The following is a 15,840-nucleotide window of genomic DNA, read 5'->3' on the forward strand; positions in this document are numbered from 1 at the left end:
CGCGTGCAGTCACGCACGCGGGGGTCCGCCTCTGTGTGCCGGGTCCGCCCGACGACCCGGCGCCGGCTGCCGTTTCAGCCGTGGGCCGTCACCCCCCGGCCGGCAGCACGTCGGGGCAGGGCGGCCGGCCGGTGGGCTCGCACCAACCGCCCACCCGGGCAAGGGAAGAGGCGTCCGCGAAGCGCGCGACGGTGAGCAGGACCGGCGGGACGAGGAACAACCCATGGGTGCCCCGGTCGAGTCGGGTTCCGCCGGTCACGAGGTCGTGGTCCACGGCGTGCTCCCTTCGCGCAGGTGCGGTGACCGGTATATGCCCTTCACAAGGGCACGAACACCTCTGCGCATGAAGGAAGTCGAGCGGCCGGACATCCCGGCGGGCGGTGACTACGGGATGACGACGACCGGGCGCTTGGCCCGCTTGGCGAGGCGTCCGGCGACGGAGCCGAACATGCGCCCCACGAGGCCGTGCGTGGAACCGACCACGATGGCGTCCGCCTCGTACTCGCGGCCGACCTCCTCGAGTTCGTGGCAGATGTCGCCGCCGCGCTCGACCAGGATCCAGGGCACCTCGGAGAGGTAGTCCGCGCAGGCCAGTTCCAGGCCGAGCACCTCGGTGCGGTGGTCCGGCACGTCGACGAAGACCGGCGGCTCGCAGCCCGCCCACACCGTGGTGGGCAGCCGGTTGGCCACGTGGACGATGATCAGGCCCGCGCGGGAGCGGTGGGCCATGCCGATGGCGTACGCGAGGGCACGCTCGCTCGAGGTGGAGCCGTCGAAGCCCACGACGACACCGTGCTGGAACGCCGGGTCGCAGGTGGGGCGCGTCTCTTCCGCCGCCAGGGGATCGGCCGCCGTCGGGTCGGCGACCGGCCGCTTGCGGTCCGCGGGTTCGAAGAATTCGTGACCGGCCATGGCTGTCTCGGCGAATCGATCCTTAGTGGAGGGACGACAGTGAGCGGCGGAGCTGTGTCCGGGAATCCTCTTCCCGTCCCCATACCCCCAAGGGTACGGCGGCACGCCTCCTCAGCCCAGATCCCGCGCACCGGAGGTGGGGGGTCCCCCGCACACCGTGCGCGGGGTTCCAGGGAGCATGCACGAGGGGGTGCCCGTCACGCAATGGTTGCTGCCCCGTACAGGCGGTTTGTACGGCCTTCACCTACCTGCCGGGGTTCCGGGGAGTGACCGGCCGGTCGGACGGGCGTTGAACCCCGTGATCCATGCCCCCAGAAAGGCCGCCATGACCGTACCGCCCGGCGACGACAGGACGACCGAGCTGATCCGCTGGGCGGCGTTCAGCTGTGTCCTGGTCCCCGTCGTCCTGCTCTGGTACGGGAGTTCGCTGGCCGGGGCCACGGGAACCGCCCTGGGCCTCGCCGCCGTCACAGCCGTGTGCCGGCTGCTGCTGCGCCGGTCCGAGCGCGGCGCGGCCCGCCCGGCGCCGGACCACCAGCAGCCCCGCCCGCACCACCAGCGGCCCCACGCGACCCCCGCGCCCCGCCAGGGGCACCGGGCGCGGGGCGGGACCGGAGCACACCGAGGTACACGTCACACTGGTGGGAGCTCACCGGTCGGTTGACCGGTTTCCGCGCACACGAACGCTTCTTTTCAGCCAACTTCCGGCCCCCGTGCACCACGGGCGGGGAAGACCCCCTTCCCCCCGTTCGACCTGCGCAGATGACCCTCGGGATGCCCTGTGCACCCTATGGAGATTGGCCACTGCGACGAGGCGCACTTCCCTGCACCTCCCGGGAGTGCAACGCTTCGTGATCGAATGCTTCACGCCAAGTTGCCATGTCGACAATGTGCCGGGTGGCGAACCTGGTCACCCCGGCACGACGCGACACAGTAGATTCGATCTTGACTGTCTACGGCGGGGGACTCGTGCAGGACCGAGGGGAAACGTGCAGGAGCGACACAACCGAGGAGCCGCGACCACCGAGGGGGGCTTAGCAGGATGAGCCACGACTCCACTGCCGCGCCGGAAGCCGCGGCCCGGAAACTGTCCGGGCGACGCCGCAAGGAGATCGTCGCGGTGCTGCTGTTCAGCGGCGGCCCCATCTTCGAGAGTTCCATTCCGCTGTCGGTGTTCGGGATTGACCGCCAGGACGCCGGCGTGCCGCGCTACCGCCTTCTGGTGTGTGCCGGCGAGGAAGGCCCGCTGCGGACCACAGGGGGCCTGGAACTCACCGCACCACATGGCCTGGAAGCGATCTCCCGGGCGGGCACCGTCGTGGTGCCGGCCTGGCGGTCGATAACTTCCCCGCCACCGGAGGAGGCGCTCGACGCACTGCGCCGGGCGCACGAGGAAGGCGCCCGCATCGTCGGACTGTGCACGGGTGCCTTCGTGCTGGCGGCGGCGGGCCTGCTGGACGGCCGTCCCGCGACGACACACTGGATGTACGCACCGACGCTGGCCAAGCGCTACCCGTCGGTGCACGTGGATCCGCGCGAACTGTTCGTGGACGACGGGGACGTGCTGACCTCCGCCGGTACGGCGGCCGGCATCGACCTGTGCCTCCACATCGTGCGCACGGACCACGGCAACGAGGCGGCCGGCGCCCTGGCCCGGCGCCTGGTGGTGCCGCCGCGCCGGTCGGGCGGCCAGGAGCGCTACCTCGACAGGTCTTTACCGGAGGAGATCGGCGCCGACCCGCTCGCCGAGGTCGTCGCCTGGGCGCTGGAGCACCTCCACGAACAGTTCGACGTGGAGACGCTCGCCGCGCGCGCGTACATGAGCCGGCGGACCTTCGACCGCCGCTTCAGGTCACTGACGGGCAGCGCCCCGCTCCAGTGGCTGATCACGCAGCGCGTCCTGCAGGCACAGCGCCTGCTGGAGACGTCGGACTACTCGGTGGACGAGGTGGCGGGCCGGTGCGGCTTCCGCTCACCGGTCGCGCTGCGCGGGCACTTCCGCCGTCAGCTCGGCTCGTCCCCGGCCGCCTACCGGGCGGCGTACCGGGCGCGCCGGCCGCAGGGGGAACGCGCGCCGGAGCCCGACGCGCCGTCGCCCTCGCCGTCCGCCCCGCCGCCGCCCGCGGCGCCCGCCGCTCTCGGCCCGGCCGCGGGTCTGCACCCGGACTCCGCGGTCCCGATGCAGACCCGCCGCACCGCGGCCGGGGTCGGCTCCGGCCTGCCGCAGGCGAGCCTGCCCGGGCAGCGCAGCGGAGCCTGACGCACGAGGACCGGGGGTCGCGCGCCCCCGGTCCCGTCCGGCTGCCCGGCCGCGCCCCGTCGGGTGCGCACGCACGGGACGTCCGCAAAGCGGGGCGTCAGCCTTAGGGTGGTCGCATGAACGATCGCATGGTGTGGATCGACTGCGAGATGACCGGCCTCTCGCTGTCCGACGACGCGCTCATCGAGGTTGCCGCCCTCGTCACCGACTCCGAGCTGAACATCCTCGGCGAAGGAGTGGACATCGTCATCCGGCCGCCCGACGCGGCGCTGGAGACGATGCCGGAGGTCGTGCGTCAGATGCACACCACGTCCGGCCTGCTCGCCGAGCTGCCGGGCGGCACGACGCTCGCGGACGCCGAGGAGCAGGTCCTCGCCTACATCCGCGAACACGTCAAGGAGCCCGGCAAGGCGCCGCTGTGCGGCAACTCCGTCGGCACCGACCGCGGTTTCCTGCTGCGCGACATGCCGACCCTGGAGGACTACCTCCACTACCGCATCGTCGACGTCTCCTCCGTCAAGGAGCTGGCCCGCCGCTGGTACCCCCGGGCCTACTTCAACAGCCCGGAGAAGAACGGCAACCACCGCGCCCTCGCCGACATCCGCGAGTCCATCGCCGAGCTGCGGTACTACCGCGAGGCCATCTTCGTGCCCCAGCCGGGCCCCGACTCCGACACCGCCCGCACCATCGCCGCCAAGCACGTCCTGCCTGCTCAGCAGGGCTGACCGGCCCCCCGCCCGGGGCCCCGCGAAAGCCGGGCGCGAGCACCCCTTCGGACCCTGTACACTTTTTCTCGGCCGGTCGGGGAAACGACGAAGTCGAACCGCCGGTCATGGTGGGTGTAGCTCAGCTGGTAGAGCACCTGGTTGTGGTCCAGGATGCCGCGGGTTCGAGTCCCGTCACTCACCCTCAGTCATCAGCCGGTGACCTCTCGTGGAGGTCACCGGCTGATGCGTTGTCCGGCACTCCGTGCCCCCGGGCGGCCGCCACCCCGTACCCGTCCATGTAGTCGCGCACGTGCGCCAGCCGGCCGGCCCCGTCGACGCGCAGGACGAGGAGACCGGGGACGGTGACCGTCGCCTCCGGGCCGGGCAGCGTCCCCACGACCACGTGCTCGGCGATCAGGACGGCCGGGTCCGCGGTCTCGTGGACGACCACGTCGCGGATGTCGCTCACGGTGACCGGACTGCCTCCCCAGGCCGCCCGGTACCCCGCCCGCACCTCCTCCCGCCCCCTGAAGCACGGCGGGAAGCCGGGGGCGGCGAAGGGGAACTCGTGGACCGCGTCGACCGCGTACAGGTCGGCCAGGTCGTCGGGGGACTTGTCGCGCATCGCCCGGTAATAGGCGTCCAGGATCTCGCGGGGGGACATCGGGGGCACGGGAACCGGCACGGAGACCACCTCGTTCTCGACGTACGCCGCACTCGCTCAACGACTGTTGAGCGAACCGTGGGTCCACCGTAGGCCCGCCGCGACCGCTCGGTCAACGCTTGTAGAGTGAAGCGCGTGAACCGCGTGCCCCCCGATCCGCCGCCCCCCTCCTCCGGCACCGGGCCCTCCCCCGCCGCCCCCGTCTCTTCCACCTCCCGCGCCGCCCGTCGCCGCGCCACCGAGGGGCGCGTGCTGGACCGGGCCCGCGCGCTGTTCGCCGAGCGGGGCTTCGAGCGCACCACCATCCGGGCCGTGGCCGCCGCGGCCGAGGTGGATCCCGCGCTGGTCATGCAGTACTTCGGCACGAAGCGGAACCTCTTCGAACAGGCCGTACGGGCCGTCCCCGAGCCGGCCGCCGGCGCCGGCACGGACGACCTGCCCGACCGGCTGCTGGCCTCGCTCGGCCTCAAGCTCGGCGGGCTGCCCGAGGGCACGCTCGCCACCCTGCGCTCGATGCTCACCGACCCCACGGCCGCCGAGCACGCGCGCGAGGCGCTCGGCGCCCAGATCGCCTCGGTCGCGGCCGCCCTGCCCGCCGACGAGGACCCCGAACTGCGTGCCGCGCTGGCCGTCACCGCGCTCGTCGGCATCACCATCGGCCACCAGTTGCTGCACCTGCCCGCCCTGCGCGACGCCCCCGCCGACCGCCTGGCCGCCCTCCTGCGCCCGGCCCTCGCTGCGCTCACCGAGCCCCACCCGGCGGGCCCCGCCCCCGGGGAATCCGCGCCCTGACCCGGGCCCGCCCCCGTACCCTCGCCGGATGCGCCCCGAGCCGATCACCACCGCCCGTCTGGACCTCCTGCCGCTGCGTCCCGGCCACGCCGCCGAGATGGCCGGGGTGCTCGGCGACCCGGAGCTGTACGCCTTCATCGGCGGCTCCCCCGCCCCGCCCGAGGAGCTGCGCCGGCGCTACGAGCGCCTGGCCGCCGGTTCGCCCGACCCGGCCGTGGCCTGGTGCAACTGGGTCGTGCGGGTCCGGGAGGAGGGAATCCTGGTGGGCACCGTCCAGGCCACGGTCACCCCGGGTGCGGCGCGGGCCGAGGTCGCCTGGGTGCTGGGGACGCCCTGGCAGGGGCGCGGGTACGCCGCCGAGGCCGCCCGGGGGCTGGTCGGCGCGCTGCACGAGCGGGGCGTACGGACCGTCGTCGCTCACATCCACCCCGGCCACCACGCCTCGGCCGCCGTCGCCGCCGCGGCGGGCCTGGCCCCGACCGGCGAGGAGCAGGACGGCGAGACGCGCTGGCGCCTGGAGCTGCCGTAGCGGCAGCGGGAGAAGCCGGGGCCCGGGCAGGCGCGGAGCCGCGCGCAGCGGCCCGCCCGGCGCCGGTCAGGACGAGGCCCGTACCTCCAGCTCCGTCGCCAGCACGACCCGGCGGCGCTCCAGTCCCCGCGACACCGCCGGGCGGCGGTCGGCGATCTCGGTGAGGAGCAGGTCCAGCATGCGGCGGCCCATCTCCTCGATCGGCTGGCGCACGCTGGTCAGCGGCGGGTCCATGTGGCGGGCGATGGCCGAGTCGTCGTAGCCGACGAGGGCGACGTCGTCGGGGATGCGCCGGCCGACCTCGCGCAGCACCTGGCGCGCGCCCGCCGCCATCACGTCCGAGCCGGCGAAGACCGCGTCCAGGTCGGGGTGGCGGGCGAGCAGCTCGGTCATCGCGCGACGGCCGCCCTCCTCGGTGAAGTCACCCTGCTCCACCAGGGACTCCCGTACCTCGTGCCCGGCGTCGCGCAGGGCGTCGCGGTAGCCGTCGACGCGGCGCTGGGCGCCGTAGACGTCCAGGCGGCCGGTGATGTGGGCGATGAGGGTGCGGCCCCGGGACAGCAGGTGCTCCACGGCCGAGCGGCCGCCGCCGTAGTTGTCGGAGTCGACCGAGGGCAGGGTCTCCGCCTCGGACCTGGGGCCGGAGATCACCGCGGGGATCTCGAGCTGGGACAGCAGGTCGGGCAGCGGGTCGTCGGCGTGCACGGAGACCAGCAGCACGCCGTCCACGCGGTGGGCCGCCAGGTACTGCGCGAGGCGCTGCCGCTCCCGGTCGCTGCCCGCGAAGATCAGCAGCAACTGCATCTCGGTCTCGGAGAGTTCGGCGCCCACACCGCGCAGCATGTCGGAGAAGTACGGCTCGGCGAAGAAGCGGGTCTCCGGCTCGGGCACGACGAGCGCGATCGCGTCCGTGCGGTTGGCGGCGAGGGCGCGGGCCGCGGTGTTGGGGACGTAGCCGAGCTCGGCGACGGCCGCCTCGACCGCGGCGCGCGTGGTGTCGCTGACCCGCGGGGAGCCGTTGATCACCCGGGAGACCGTGCCGCGGCCCACGCCGGCGCGCGCGGCGACCTCTTCCAGGGTCGGCCTGCCGCCGCTCCGCCCCCGCGCTCCGTGGCCTGCCATGGGCTCCGCCTTCCCGCCGTTGTCAACGCGCTGGCCTGGAATCTAACAGTCGCGTCCATGGGCACCACCGTCACCTGGGCGGATGATGGCTCCGGCGCCCCCGTGCGAAACGTACCGCTCGCCGCGTTAGTTAACAGGCCGATAACTGAACACACCTTCGCGCGTCACCACCCTTGACACCCCCGCCCGAACCGACGACTCTTCAACACATCACTTGTGGGAGCGCTCCCACAGTGCCTGGCACATACATATCCCGCACGTTCCCCGCCCGAGCCGCAAGCGTGAACTAACGGGCCCAACAATGCAGTTGGCCGGGGGGTCGGCACGTCAGGGCAACAGGAGGACGCAATGCGAGCATTCACCCGTACCGCCCGCCGGGCGGTAGTCCTGGCGGCCGTAGCGTCGCTCGGCGCCGGGTTGCTGGCCGGCTGTGCCGACGACGGCGGCGACAGCGACTCGGACGGGTCGTCGTCCGGCGGCGGCGGTGGCAAGACCACGATCACGCTGGGCCTTTTCGGTACGTTCGGCTTCAAGGAAGCCGGACTCTACACCGAGTACGAGAAGCTGCACCCGAACATCAAGATCGCCGAGAACGTCGTCGAGCGCAACGAGAACTACTACCCCGCGCTCCTCAACCACCTCACCACCAACAGCGGCCTGCAGGACGTACAGGCCGTCGAGGTGGGCAACATCGCCGAGGTCGTCGCCACCCAGGCGGGCAAGCTCACGGACCTGTCCAAGGTTTCGGGAGTGAACAAGAGCAACTGGCTGGGCTGGAAGTGGCAGCAGGCCACCACCAAGGACGGCCAGACCGTGGGTCTCGGCACCGACATCGGCCCGATGGCCGTCTGCTACCGCAAGGACCTCTTCCAGCAGGCCGGTCTGCCCACCGACCGCAACGAGGTCGCCAAGCTGTGGGCCGGTGACTGGAACAAGCTGGTCTCCGCCGGTGAGACGTACAAGAAGAAGGGGCCCAAGGGCACCACGTTCTGGGACTCCCCCGGCGGTCTGCTCAACGCCGTCCTCAGCAGTGAGGAGAAGAAGTTCTACGACGAGTCCGGCAACGTCATCTACAAGACGAACCCGGCCGTGAAGTCCGCCTTCACCCTCACCGCGAAGGCCGCCCAGGAGGGCCTGGTGGGCGCCCAGACCCAGTTCCAGCCCACCTGGGACCAGACCATCGCCAACACGAAGTTCGCCGCGATGGCCTGCCCGCCGTGGATGCTCGGCTACATCAAGGGCAAGTCGAAGCCCGACGCGGCCGGCAAGTGGGACGTCGCCGTGGCGCCGAAGTCCGGCAACTGGGGCGGCTCCTTCCTGTCGGTGCCCAAGAGCGCCAAGCACGCCAAGGAGGCCCAGGAGCTGGTGGCCTGGCTGACCGCCCCGGCGCAGCAGGCGAAGCTGTTCGCCGTGCAGGGCTCCTTCCCGAGCGCGCCGAGCACGTACACCATGTCGGAGGTGACCAGCGCCAAGAACGACATGACCGGGGACACCCCGATCGGTGAGATCTTCGGTGCGGCCGCCAAGCAGATCCCCGTGCAGGTGATCGGCCCGAAGGACCAGATCATCCAGCAGGGTCTGACCGACAACGGCGTCATCCTCGTCACCAAGGGCAAGTCGCCCGAGGAGGCCTGGAAGACGGCCACCAAGACCATCGACAACAACCTGGACAAGTGACCCGTATGTCCACCCGTCACGACATCGCCGCGCCCCCCACCGAGGGGGGCGCGGCCCCGGGCCGCCCGGCCCCGGCCACCGGGCCGACGGAGGCGGACAGGCGCCGGCGGGCCCGGCTCTCCCGCCGCTGGCAGCGGGACCTCCGCTGGAGTCCCTACGCGTTCGTCTCGCCGTTCTTCGTGCTGTTCCTGGCCTTCGGGCTGTTCCCGCTGATCTACACGGGCTGGGCGTCGCTGCACCAGGTGGAACTGACCGCGCCCACCGACATGACGTGGGTGGGGCTGCGCAACTACACGCGGATCTTCGACGACGAGTTCTTCTGGAACGCGGCGAAGAACACCCTGATGATCGGGATCATCTCCACGGTCCCCCAGTTGCTGATGGCGATGGGCATCGCCCACATCCTCAACTACAAGCTGCGCGCCTCGACCTTCTACCGGGTCGTGATGCTCGCGCCGTACGCCACGTCCATCGCGGCCGCCTCCCTGGTGTTCGTGCTGCTCTTCGGGCGCGACTACGGCATGATCAACTGGGCCCTGGACCAGGTCGGCATCGGCAAGGTCGACTGGCAGAACGACCACTGGGCCTCCAAGGTCGCGGTGTCCTCGATCATCATCTGGCGCTGGACCGGCTACAACGCGCTGATCTACCTGGCCGCGATGCAGGCGATCCCGCAGGACCTGTACGAGTCGGCGGCGCTGGACGGCGCCAGCCGCTGGCAGCAGTTCCTGCACGTGACGCTGCCGTCGCTGCGGCCCACGATCCTGTTCACGGCGGTCGTCTCGACGATCGGCGCGAGCCAGGTCTTCGGCGAGCCGCTGCTGTTCGACGCGAACAAGGGCGCGTCGGGCGGCGCGGAGCACCAGTTCCAGACGCTGGGCCTGTACCTGTACGAGCAGGGCTGGGTGAACCAGCACCTGGGCCGGGCCTCGGCGATCGCCTGGACGATGTTCCTGATCCTCATCGTGATCGGGATCGTCAACTACGTCATCTCGCGCCGGCTGCGCGCCAGTAGTTAAGGAGTACGGCCGTGACGACGACCCTGACGAAACCCGAGGACGCCGCGCCGCCCGTGCGCAAGTCCCGCAAGCCCCGCGCCGCCCGGGCCGGCGGGCACATGCACGGCGGTCCGATCGCCTACGCGATCCTGGTCCTGTTCTCCATCGGCTCGCTGTTCCCGCTGGTGTGGACGGCGATCGCCGCCTCCCGGGACAACAACCGGCTGGCGCAGACCCCGCCGCCGTTCTGGTTCGGCTCCAACCTCTTCCACAACCTGGACGTGGCCTGGACCGACGCGAACCTGGGCGAGGCGTTCGTCAACACCACCTTCGTGGCGGGCGTGTCGGCGCTGACCATCGTCTTCCTGTCGACGATCGCCGGGTTCGCCTTCGCCAAGCTGCGCTTCCGCGGCCGTGGCGCGCTGATGCTGCTGGTGATCGGCACGATGATGGTGCCGCCGCAGCTCAGCGTGATCCCGCTGTACATGATGGTCGCCAAGCTCGACTGGACCGACCAGCTCCAGGCGGTCATCTTCCCGTCGCTGGTGAGCGCGTTCGGTGTGTTCTTCATGCGCCAGTACCTGATCCAGGCGCTGCCGGACGAGCTGATCGAGGCCGCCCGGATGGACGGCGCGAGCAGTTGGCGCGTGGTCTGGCACATCGTCTTCCCGGCGGCGCGGCCCGCGATGGCGGTGCTCGGCATGCTGATGTTCGTGCAGACCTGGAACGACTTCCTGTGGCCGTTCCTGGTGCTGACCCAGACCGGCAACCCGACCGTGCAGGTCGCGGTGGCGGGGCTGGGCCGTGGCTACACGCCCGACCAGTCGCTGATCATGGCGGGCGCGCTGCTGGGCACGCTGCCGCTGCTGCTGGTCTTCGCGATCTTCGGCAAGCAGATCGTGGGCGGGATCATGCAGGGCGCCGTGAAGGGCTGATCCGCCCCCGCCTGGTGCGCCGCCTGCCAGGGGGCCGGGTCACCGTCGCCTCGGCCCCTTCCGCTCCGCCGTCCGGCCGCCCCGTCTCCCCGTCTCCCCTTCTCTCTTCTCCCTCCTCCCTCCCCCCCTCCTTCCCTCTGTCCTCCGTAGGTCTAGACGACCACTTTGGGAGCGCTTCCATGCCTGAGTCCGCACAGCCGGAGACCCCGATCCTGGTGAGCCCGGCAGCACCGGAGAGCCCGGTGACCTTCCCTCCCGCCTTCCTCTGGGGCGCGGCGACGTCCGCCTACCAGATCGAGGGCGCGGTGCGGGAGGGCGGCCGTACGCCGTCGATCTGGGACACCTTCAGCCACACGCCCGGCAAGACCGCCGGCGGTGAGACCGGTGACATCGCTGTCGACCACTACCACCGCTACCGCGAGGACGTGGCGCTGATGGCGGACCTCGGTCTGACGGCGTACCGCTTCTCGATCTCCTGGTCGCGGGTGCAGCCGACGGGCCGCGGGCCGGCCGTCCAGGTGGGCCTGGACTTCTACCGGCGCCTGGTCGACGAGCTGCTGCAGCACGGCATCACCCCCGCGGTGACGCTCTACCACTGGGACCTGCCGCAGGAGCTGGAGGACGCGGGCGGCTGGCCGGAGCGTGACACGGCGTACCGCTTCGCCGAGTACGCGCAGATCGTCGGCGAGGCGCTCGGCGACCGGGTGGAGCACTGGATCACCCTCAACGAGCCCTGGTGCAGCGCCTTCCTGGGCTACGGCTCCGGGGTGCACGCGCCCGGCCGTACCGACCCGGCGGCCTCGCTGCGCGCCGCCCACCACCTCAACCTGGCGCACGGGCTGGGCACGTCGGCGCTGCGCTCGGTGATGCCGACCCGCAACGAGGTGGCGATCAGCCTCAACTCCTCGGTGGTGCGGCCCCTGTCGCAGGACCCGGCCGACGTGGCCGCGGCCCGCAAGATCGACGACCTGGCCAACGGCGTGTTCCACGGCCCGATCCTGCACGGCGCCTACCCCAAGTCGCTGTTCGAGAGCACCCGTTCGGTGACCGACTGGTCGTTCGTCCAGGACGGCGACCTGGAGATCATCCACCAGCCGCTGAACGCGCTGGGCCTGAACTACTACACGCCGACCCTGGTGTCGGCGGCCGACACGCAGCTCGGCGTTCCGCGGGCGGACGGCCACGGGGCCAGCGAGCACTCGCCCTGGCCGGCCGCGGCCGACGTGGCGTTCCACCAGACGCCGGGCGACCGCACGGAGATGGGCTGGTCGGTCGACCCGTCCGGGCTGCACGAGCTGATCATGCGCTACACGCGCGAGGCCCCCGGCCTGCCGATCTACATCACCGAGAACGGCGCGGCCTACGACGACAAGCCCGCCGCCGACGGCACCGTGCACGACCCGGAGCGCATCGCCTACCTGCACGGCCACCTCGCCGCGGTCCGCCGCGCCATCACCGACGGCGCCGACGTGCGCGGCTACTTCCTGTGGTCGCTGATGGACAACTTCGAGTGGGCGTACGGCTACGAGAAGCGGTTCGGGGCGGTGTACGTGGACTACACGACGCTGGAGCGGACCCCGAAGTCCAGCGCGCGCTGGTACGAGCGGGCCGCCCGCACGGGCGTGCTGCCGGAGGTCGACGCGCGGTAGGGCGGCACGAGAACCCCCGGACCCGCCTTGAGGGTGGCGGAGTCCGGGGTGGCAGGGGGAGGACGGGGGGACGGGGCGCGGCACGTCGTGGGGGCGTGCCGCGCCCCGTTGTGCGTCCGGCTCAGCGCGGGACGCGGACCAACGGCCACCTGGGCGGTGCGGGCGCGTCAGCCCTTGGCGGAGCCGAGGGTGAGGCCGCTGACGAACTGCCGCTGGAGCAGGAAGTACACGACCAGGGTGGGGATCGCGGTGAGCAGGGCGCCGGCGGCGACCAGGTTCGGGTCGGTGAAGTACTGCCCGGAGAGGTTGTTCAGCGCCGAGGTGATCGGCATGTTGTCACCGGTGGAGATCAGCACGAGCGCCCAGAAGAAGTCGTTGTAGATCCAGATGGACAGCAGGGTCGCCAGGGCGGCCATCGCGGGCTTGCACAGCGGCAGCGTGATCTGCCAGTACAGGCGCCACGCCGAGGCCCCGTCCACCAGCGCGGCCTCGGTCAGCTCGTGCGGCAGGGAGCGCATGTAGTTCGACAGCACGAAGGCGCAGAATCCGGACTGGAACGCCACGTGGATCAGCACCAGGCCGAGCGCCGAGTCGTACAGCTTCCCGCTGGCGGTGATGCCCGGCAGGTCGGTCAGCAGGTACATCCGGTACAGCGGGGTGATGATGACCTGCTGCGGCAGCAGGTTTCCGGCGGTGAACACCAGCAGCAGCGCCAGGTTGAGCCGGAAGTCGAACCGGCTGACGTAGAAGGCCACCATGGACGACAGGAACAGCGTGAGCAGCACGGCCGGCACCGCGATGAGCAGCGTGTTGCCGAAGTAGTGCAGCATGTCCGACTGCTCGAAGGCGTTGGTGAAGTTGTCCAGGTTCAGCGTGTCGGGCCAGGAGACGTAGCCCTTGGCGCTGGTCTCGCCGTAGGGGCGCAGCGCGGAGTAGACGGCCCACAGCAGCGGTGCCAGCCAGGCCAGCGCGGTGCCGGCGAGGAAGACGTGCAGCAGGACGCGGGCGGGGCGCACGGGGGTGCGCCGCCGGGCGGGCGGGGCGCCGGCCGGCGTGCTCAGGGTGCTCATGCGCGCCGCTCCTTCCGGAAGGTCGCGATCAGGTAGGGGATGATCACGATCAGCGAGATCACCAGCAGGACCACCGCGATCGCCGAGCCGTACCCGATGCGGCTGGACTCGCCGATGATGTTGTTGGTGACCAGGATCGACAGCAGCTCGGTGCCCTGGGCGCCCTTGTTGAAGACGAACACGAGGTCGAAGGCGCGCAGTGCCTCGATGATCGTCACGACCAGCACGACGGTGTTGGTGGGGCGCAGGGTCGGGAAGATGACGCTCCTGAACGTCTGCCACTCGTCGGCGCCGTCCAGTGCGGAGGCCTCCCGCAGCGAGGGGTCGACGCTCTTCAGGCCGGCCAGGTAGAGGATCATCATGTAGCCGGTGTGCCGCCAGGAGGCCGCGACCAGCACCGCCCACAGGTTGAGGTCGGGGTCGCCGATCCAGTCGATGTAGTGGCCCGGCTCGTTGGCCCCGATGATGCTGTTGATCAGCCCGGTGTCCGGGTTGTAGACGAGCTGCCAGACGAAGCCGATGCAGGCCATGGAGATGACCACGGGCAGGAAGAACGCCGTCTGGTAGACCCGGCTGAAGCGGATCCGCTTGTCCAGCTGGACCGCGAGGAACAGCCCGAGCGGGGTCGGGACGAGGATCAGCACGACGAACCAGATGACGTTGTGCTCGACGGCCGGCCAGAACTGCGGGTTGTCCTGGAACAGCTGGGTGAAGTTCCGCAGGCCGACCCACTTGATGGAGTCGAAGCCGATGCCGTCCCAGGTGGTGAAGGCCAGGAGGACCGACGCGAGGGCGGTGACCCAGACGAGGGCCACGTGCAGCAGGGTCGGCACCCCGGCCATCAGGCCCAGGGTGATGCGGTCGCGGCGGGTCAGCAGGCGCTGGTGGCCCCGCCGGTCCCGTCCGGTGCCGGACGCGCGCCGCGGGGGCGGCACGGCGGCCGCCTCCGGGGACTTCGTGGGGGTGTCGGTCGCCATCTCGCGCGCGCTCACTCGGACGCGAAGATGGTCTTCTTCTGCCGCTCGATCGACGAGAGCAGACCGTCCACGCCCTTGGGGTTCTGCAGGAACTTCTGCAGGCCGGGCTGCATCACCGTGGAGGTGAAGTCGGGGCGCGAGTCGCGGTCCATGAACTGGGTGAGGCTCTTGGCGCCGGAGATCATCTCGAACGCCTTCTTCTGCAGCGGCGTGTAGGAGGCCGTCGAGGCATTGGTGGAGGCGGCCACCACGCTCGGGTCGCCCTTGAGGTAGATCTCCTCGGCCGCGGGGGTGCCGAGGAACTCCAGCAGCTTGACGACGCCGTCGTGGTTCTTCGGCGACTTCGACACCATGAACCCGTCGGTGGGGGCCTCCACGGTCTCCTGGCCGTAGGCCGGGTTGATCTCCGGGAAGGCGAAGAAGTCCAGGTCGTCCAGGTCCGCCTGGTTCGTGAACTGCTGGCCGACGAACGAGCCGAGCACGTACATCCCGGCCTTCTTCGCCACCAGCGTCTGCGCCGCGTCCTGCCAGGTGCGGCCCATGAACCCGTCCTGGTGGTACGGCAGGATCTCCGACCAGTGGTCGAACACCGCCTTGACCTTGGCGTCGGTCCAGGACGCCTTGCCGGCCATGAGCTGCACGTGGAAGTCGTAGCCGTTGACGCGGAAGTTGATCTGGTCGAAGGTGCCCATCGCCGGCCAGGCGTCCTTGTCGCCGAACGCGATCGGCACGAGGCCGTCCTTCTTCATCTGCTTGCACAGCGCCACGAACGCGTCCCACGTCGTGGGGACCTGGTAGCCGTGCTGCCGGAACACGCTCTTGCGGTAGAAGACCGCCCACGGGTACGTGGTCAGCGGAACGAAGTAGTACTTGCCGTCCTCACCCTTGCTGAGCTTCCGCATGGCCTCGGGGAAGTTGCCCGCGATCTTCTGCCACACGTCGTCGATCGGGGACGCCAGGCCCTTCTTCGCGAAGAACTGCATCCGGTAGCCCGCGAACCAGTTGAACACGTCGTCCGGAGTGCCCTGCAGGTACGAGTTGATCTGCTCCTGGAACGTGTTGTGGTCCTTGGTGTTGACCTTGACCGTGATCCCGGACTGCTGGGTGAACGCCGTGTAGATGTCCCCGTACGCCTTCTTCGGCACCGCGTCCGACTGGTTCGAGCCCAGCGTGACGGTCTTGGGGTCGGACGACGAGCCGCTGCCGCCGCACGCGCTCAGCAGGGGGACGCCCGCCCCGAGCGCTGCGGCACCGGCTATGCCCCGCAGGAGGGTCCGGCGGGCGGGGGAGGGAAAGGTCGGCGAGGTCGGCGAAGTCGGCTGCATTGACGGCTCCTGGGAGGGTGTGGGCCAGGCAGGACCACATCACGTTCGGCCATACCTGGTCTCAACCAATCAGAAACCAACTCGACCGAACATGGTGTGGCGCAATAACAGTCGTATGTCCAGTCACCGTCAAGGGGTGGTGTGCGCAGTTGTCGAAACGTAATCGACATTGCCGAACGGAGACACCCGGTCGGGATGCCTCCGTTCGGCGGTGTTCGTCGCT

Annotated in this window: 16 protein-coding genes and 1 tRNA gene; 10 read left to right on the top strand and 7 right to left on the bottom strand. The window is 70.7% G+C overall.

Annotated elements, in window-relative coordinates:
• Window positions 1-88: 88 nt before the first annotated feature.
• Window positions 89-274 carry a hypothetical protein gene (locus E4U92_RS17330; RefSeq protein ID WP_137301340.1) on the bottom strand — a complete coding sequence of 62 codons (186 nt, stop codon included), beginning with the start codon at window positions 272-274 and terminating at the stop codon, window positions 89-91.
• 110 nt (window positions 275-384) lie between these two features.
• Window positions 385-912 carry a universal stress protein gene (locus E4U92_RS17335; protein ID WP_067236238.1) on the bottom strand — a complete coding sequence of 176 codons (528 nt, stop codon included), beginning with the start codon at window positions 910-912 and terminating at the stop codon, window positions 385-387.
• Window positions 913-1,237: 325 nt separating this feature from the next.
• Between E4U92_RS17335 and E4U92_RS17340 the strand changes: the two genes are divergently transcribed.
• From E4U92_RS17340 to E4U92_RS17355, 4 genes are all read left to right on the top strand, one after another.
• Window positions 1,238-1,576, top strand: a complete 339-nt coding sequence (locus E4U92_RS17340; protein WP_137301341.1) for a hypothetical protein — start codon at window positions 1,238-1,240, stop codon at window positions 1,574-1,576.
• Window positions 1,577-1,954: 378 nt separating this feature from the next.
• Entirely contained in the window at window positions 1,955-3,172 is a 1,218-nt protein-coding gene (locus E4U92_RS17345) for a helix-turn-helix domain-containing protein (RefSeq protein WP_137301342.1), read from the top strand.
• Window positions 3,173-3,288: 116 nt separating this feature from the next.
• On the top strand, window positions 3,289-3,897 hold the full coding sequence (gene orn, locus E4U92_RS17350) for an oligoribonuclease (protein WP_137301343.1): 609 nt from the start codon (window positions 3,289-3,291) through the stop codon (window positions 3,895-3,897).
• Window positions 3,898-4,007: 110 nt separating this feature from the next.
• A tRNA-His gene (locus E4U92_RS17355) sits at window positions 4,008-4,080 on the top strand.
• A 1-nt stretch (window position 4,081) separates the two neighbouring features.
• Here E4U92_RS17355 and E4U92_RS17360 read toward each other — a convergent pair.
• Window positions 4,082-4,543, bottom strand: a complete 462-nt coding sequence (locus tag E4U92_RS17360) for a nuclear transport factor 2 family protein (RefSeq protein WP_137301344.1) — start codon at window positions 4,541-4,543, stop codon at window positions 4,082-4,084.
• Window positions 4,544-4,678: 135 nt separating this feature from the next.
• Between E4U92_RS17360 and E4U92_RS17365 the strand changes: the two genes are divergently transcribed.
• Window positions 4,679-5,335, top strand: a complete 657-nt coding sequence (locus tag E4U92_RS17365) for a TetR/AcrR family transcriptional regulator (RefSeq protein WP_229863126.1) — start codon at window positions 4,679-4,681, stop codon at window positions 5,333-5,335.
• A 28-nt stretch (window positions 5,336-5,363) separates the two neighbouring features.
• On the top strand, window positions 5,364-5,864 hold the full coding sequence (locus E4U92_RS17370) for a GNAT family N-acetyltransferase (RefSeq protein ID WP_137301345.1): 501 nt from the start codon (window positions 5,364-5,366) through the stop codon (window positions 5,862-5,864).
• Window positions 5,865-5,930: 66 nt separating this feature from the next.
• Here the strand turns inward: E4U92_RS17370 and E4U92_RS17375 are convergent, their stop codons facing one another.
• Window positions 5,931-6,986: a LacI family DNA-binding transcriptional regulator gene (locus E4U92_RS17375; protein ID WP_137301346.1), complete on the bottom strand. Its 1,056-nt coding sequence runs from the start codon at window positions 6,984-6,986 to the stop codon at window positions 5,931-5,933.
• Between the two features lie 348 nt (window positions 6,987-7,334).
• On the opposite strand from E4U92_RS17375, the gene E4U92_RS17380 reads away from it, so the two are divergent.
• From E4U92_RS17380 to E4U92_RS17395, 4 genes are all read left to right on the top strand, one after another.
• Complete coding sequence (locus E4U92_RS17380) at window positions 7,335-8,663, top strand: ABC transporter substrate-binding protein (RefSeq protein WP_137301347.1); 1,329 nt, start codon at window positions 7,335-7,337, stop codon at window positions 8,661-8,663.
• Window positions 8,664-8,668: 5 nt separating this feature from the next.
• A complete protein-coding gene (locus E4U92_RS17385; protein ID WP_137301348.1) occupies window positions 8,669-9,682 on the top strand; it encodes a carbohydrate ABC transporter permease in 1,014 nt (337 codons plus the stop codon).
• 11 nt (window positions 9,683-9,693) lie between these two features.
• Window positions 9,694-10,596, top strand: coding sequence for a carbohydrate ABC transporter permease (locus E4U92_RS17390; RefSeq protein WP_137301349.1), 903 nt, complete (start codon window positions 9,694-9,696; stop codon window positions 10,594-10,596).
• A gap of 179 nt (window positions 10,597-10,775) precedes the next feature.
• A complete protein-coding gene (locus E4U92_RS17395; protein ID WP_137301350.1) occupies window positions 10,776-12,245 on the top strand; it encodes a GH1 family beta-glucosidase in 1,470 nt (489 codons plus the stop codon).
• 167 nt (window positions 12,246-12,412) lie between these two features.
• On the opposite strand, the gene E4U92_RS17400 is transcribed toward E4U92_RS17395, so the two are convergent.
• Genes E4U92_RS17400 through E4U92_RS17410 form a run of 3 tightly spaced genes read right to left on the bottom strand, consistent with a single transcriptional unit; the run spans window position 12,413 to window position 15,617 of the window.
• The gene (locus tag E4U92_RS17400) at window positions 12,413-13,315 is read right to left on the bottom strand and encodes a carbohydrate ABC transporter permease (protein ID WP_137301351.1); all 903 of its coding nucleotides are present in this window, start codon (window positions 13,313-13,315) and stop codon (window positions 12,413-12,415) included.
• Window positions 13,312-14,292, bottom strand: coding sequence for a carbohydrate ABC transporter permease (locus E4U92_RS17405; protein WP_137301352.1), 981 nt, complete (start codon window positions 14,290-14,292; stop codon window positions 13,312-13,314). The genes E4U92_RS17400 and E4U92_RS17405 overlap by 4 nt, the downstream gene beginning before the upstream one ends.
• An 11-nt stretch (window positions 14,293-14,303) precedes the next feature.
• Window positions 14,304-15,617, bottom strand: coding sequence for an ABC transporter substrate-binding protein (locus tag E4U92_RS17410; RefSeq protein WP_137301353.1), 1,314 nt, complete (start codon window positions 15,615-15,617; stop codon window positions 14,304-14,306).
• Between the last annotated feature and the right edge of the window lie 223 nt (window positions 15,618-15,840).

The sequence above is a fragment of the Streptomyces galbus genome, from assembly GCF_005280195.1.
Lineage (GTDB): Bacteria > Actinomycetota > Actinomycetes > Streptomycetales > Streptomycetaceae > Streptomyces > Streptomyces galbus.

Coding starts and splice junctions, on each gene's coding strand:
- E4U92_RS17345 (WP_137301342.1), top strand. CDS start 1,955: ATGAGCCACGACTCCACTGCCGCGCCGGAAGCCGCGGCCCGGAAACTG.
- E4U92_RS17400 (WP_137301351.1), bottom strand. CDS start 13,315: ATGAGCACCCTGAGCACGCCGGCCGGCGCCCCGCCCGCCCGGCGGCGC.
- orn (WP_137301343.1), top strand. CDS start 3,289: ATGAACGATCGCATGGTGTGGATCGACTGCGAGATGACCGGCCTCTCG.
- E4U92_RS17375 (WP_137301346.1), bottom strand. CDS start 6,986: ATGGCAGGCCACGGAGCGCGGGGGCGGAGCGGCGGCAGGCCGACCCTG.
- E4U92_RS17405 (WP_137301352.1), bottom strand. CDS start 14,292: ATGGCGACCGACACCCCCACGAAGTCCCCGGAGGCGGCCGCCGTGCCG.
- E4U92_RS17340 (WP_137301341.1), top strand. CDS start 1,238: ATGACCGTACCGCCCGGCGACGACAGGACGACCGAGCTGATCCGCTGG.
- E4U92_RS17395 (WP_137301350.1), top strand. CDS start 10,776: ATGCCTGAGTCCGCACAGCCGGAGACCCCGATCCTGGTGAGCCCGGCA.
- E4U92_RS17335 (WP_067236238.1), bottom strand. CDS start 912: ATGGCCGGTCACGAATTCTTCGAACCCGCGGACCGCAAGCGGCCGGTC.
- E4U92_RS17370 (WP_137301345.1), top strand. CDS start 5,364: ATGCGCCCCGAGCCGATCACCACCGCCCGTCTGGACCTCCTGCCGCTG.
- E4U92_RS17380 (WP_137301347.1), top strand. CDS start 7,335: ATGCGAGCATTCACCCGTACCGCCCGCCGGGCGGTAGTCCTGGCGGCC.
- E4U92_RS17385 (WP_137301348.1), top strand. CDS start 8,669: ATGTCCACCCGTCACGACATCGCCGCGCCCCCCACCGAGGGGGGCGCG.
- E4U92_RS17360 (WP_137301344.1), bottom strand. CDS start 4,543: ATGTCCCCCCGCGAGATCCTGGACGCCTATTACCGGGCGATGCGCGAC.
- E4U92_RS17410 (WP_137301353.1), bottom strand. CDS start 15,617: ATGCAGCCGACTTCGCCGACCTCGCCGACCTTTCCCTCCCCCGCCCGC.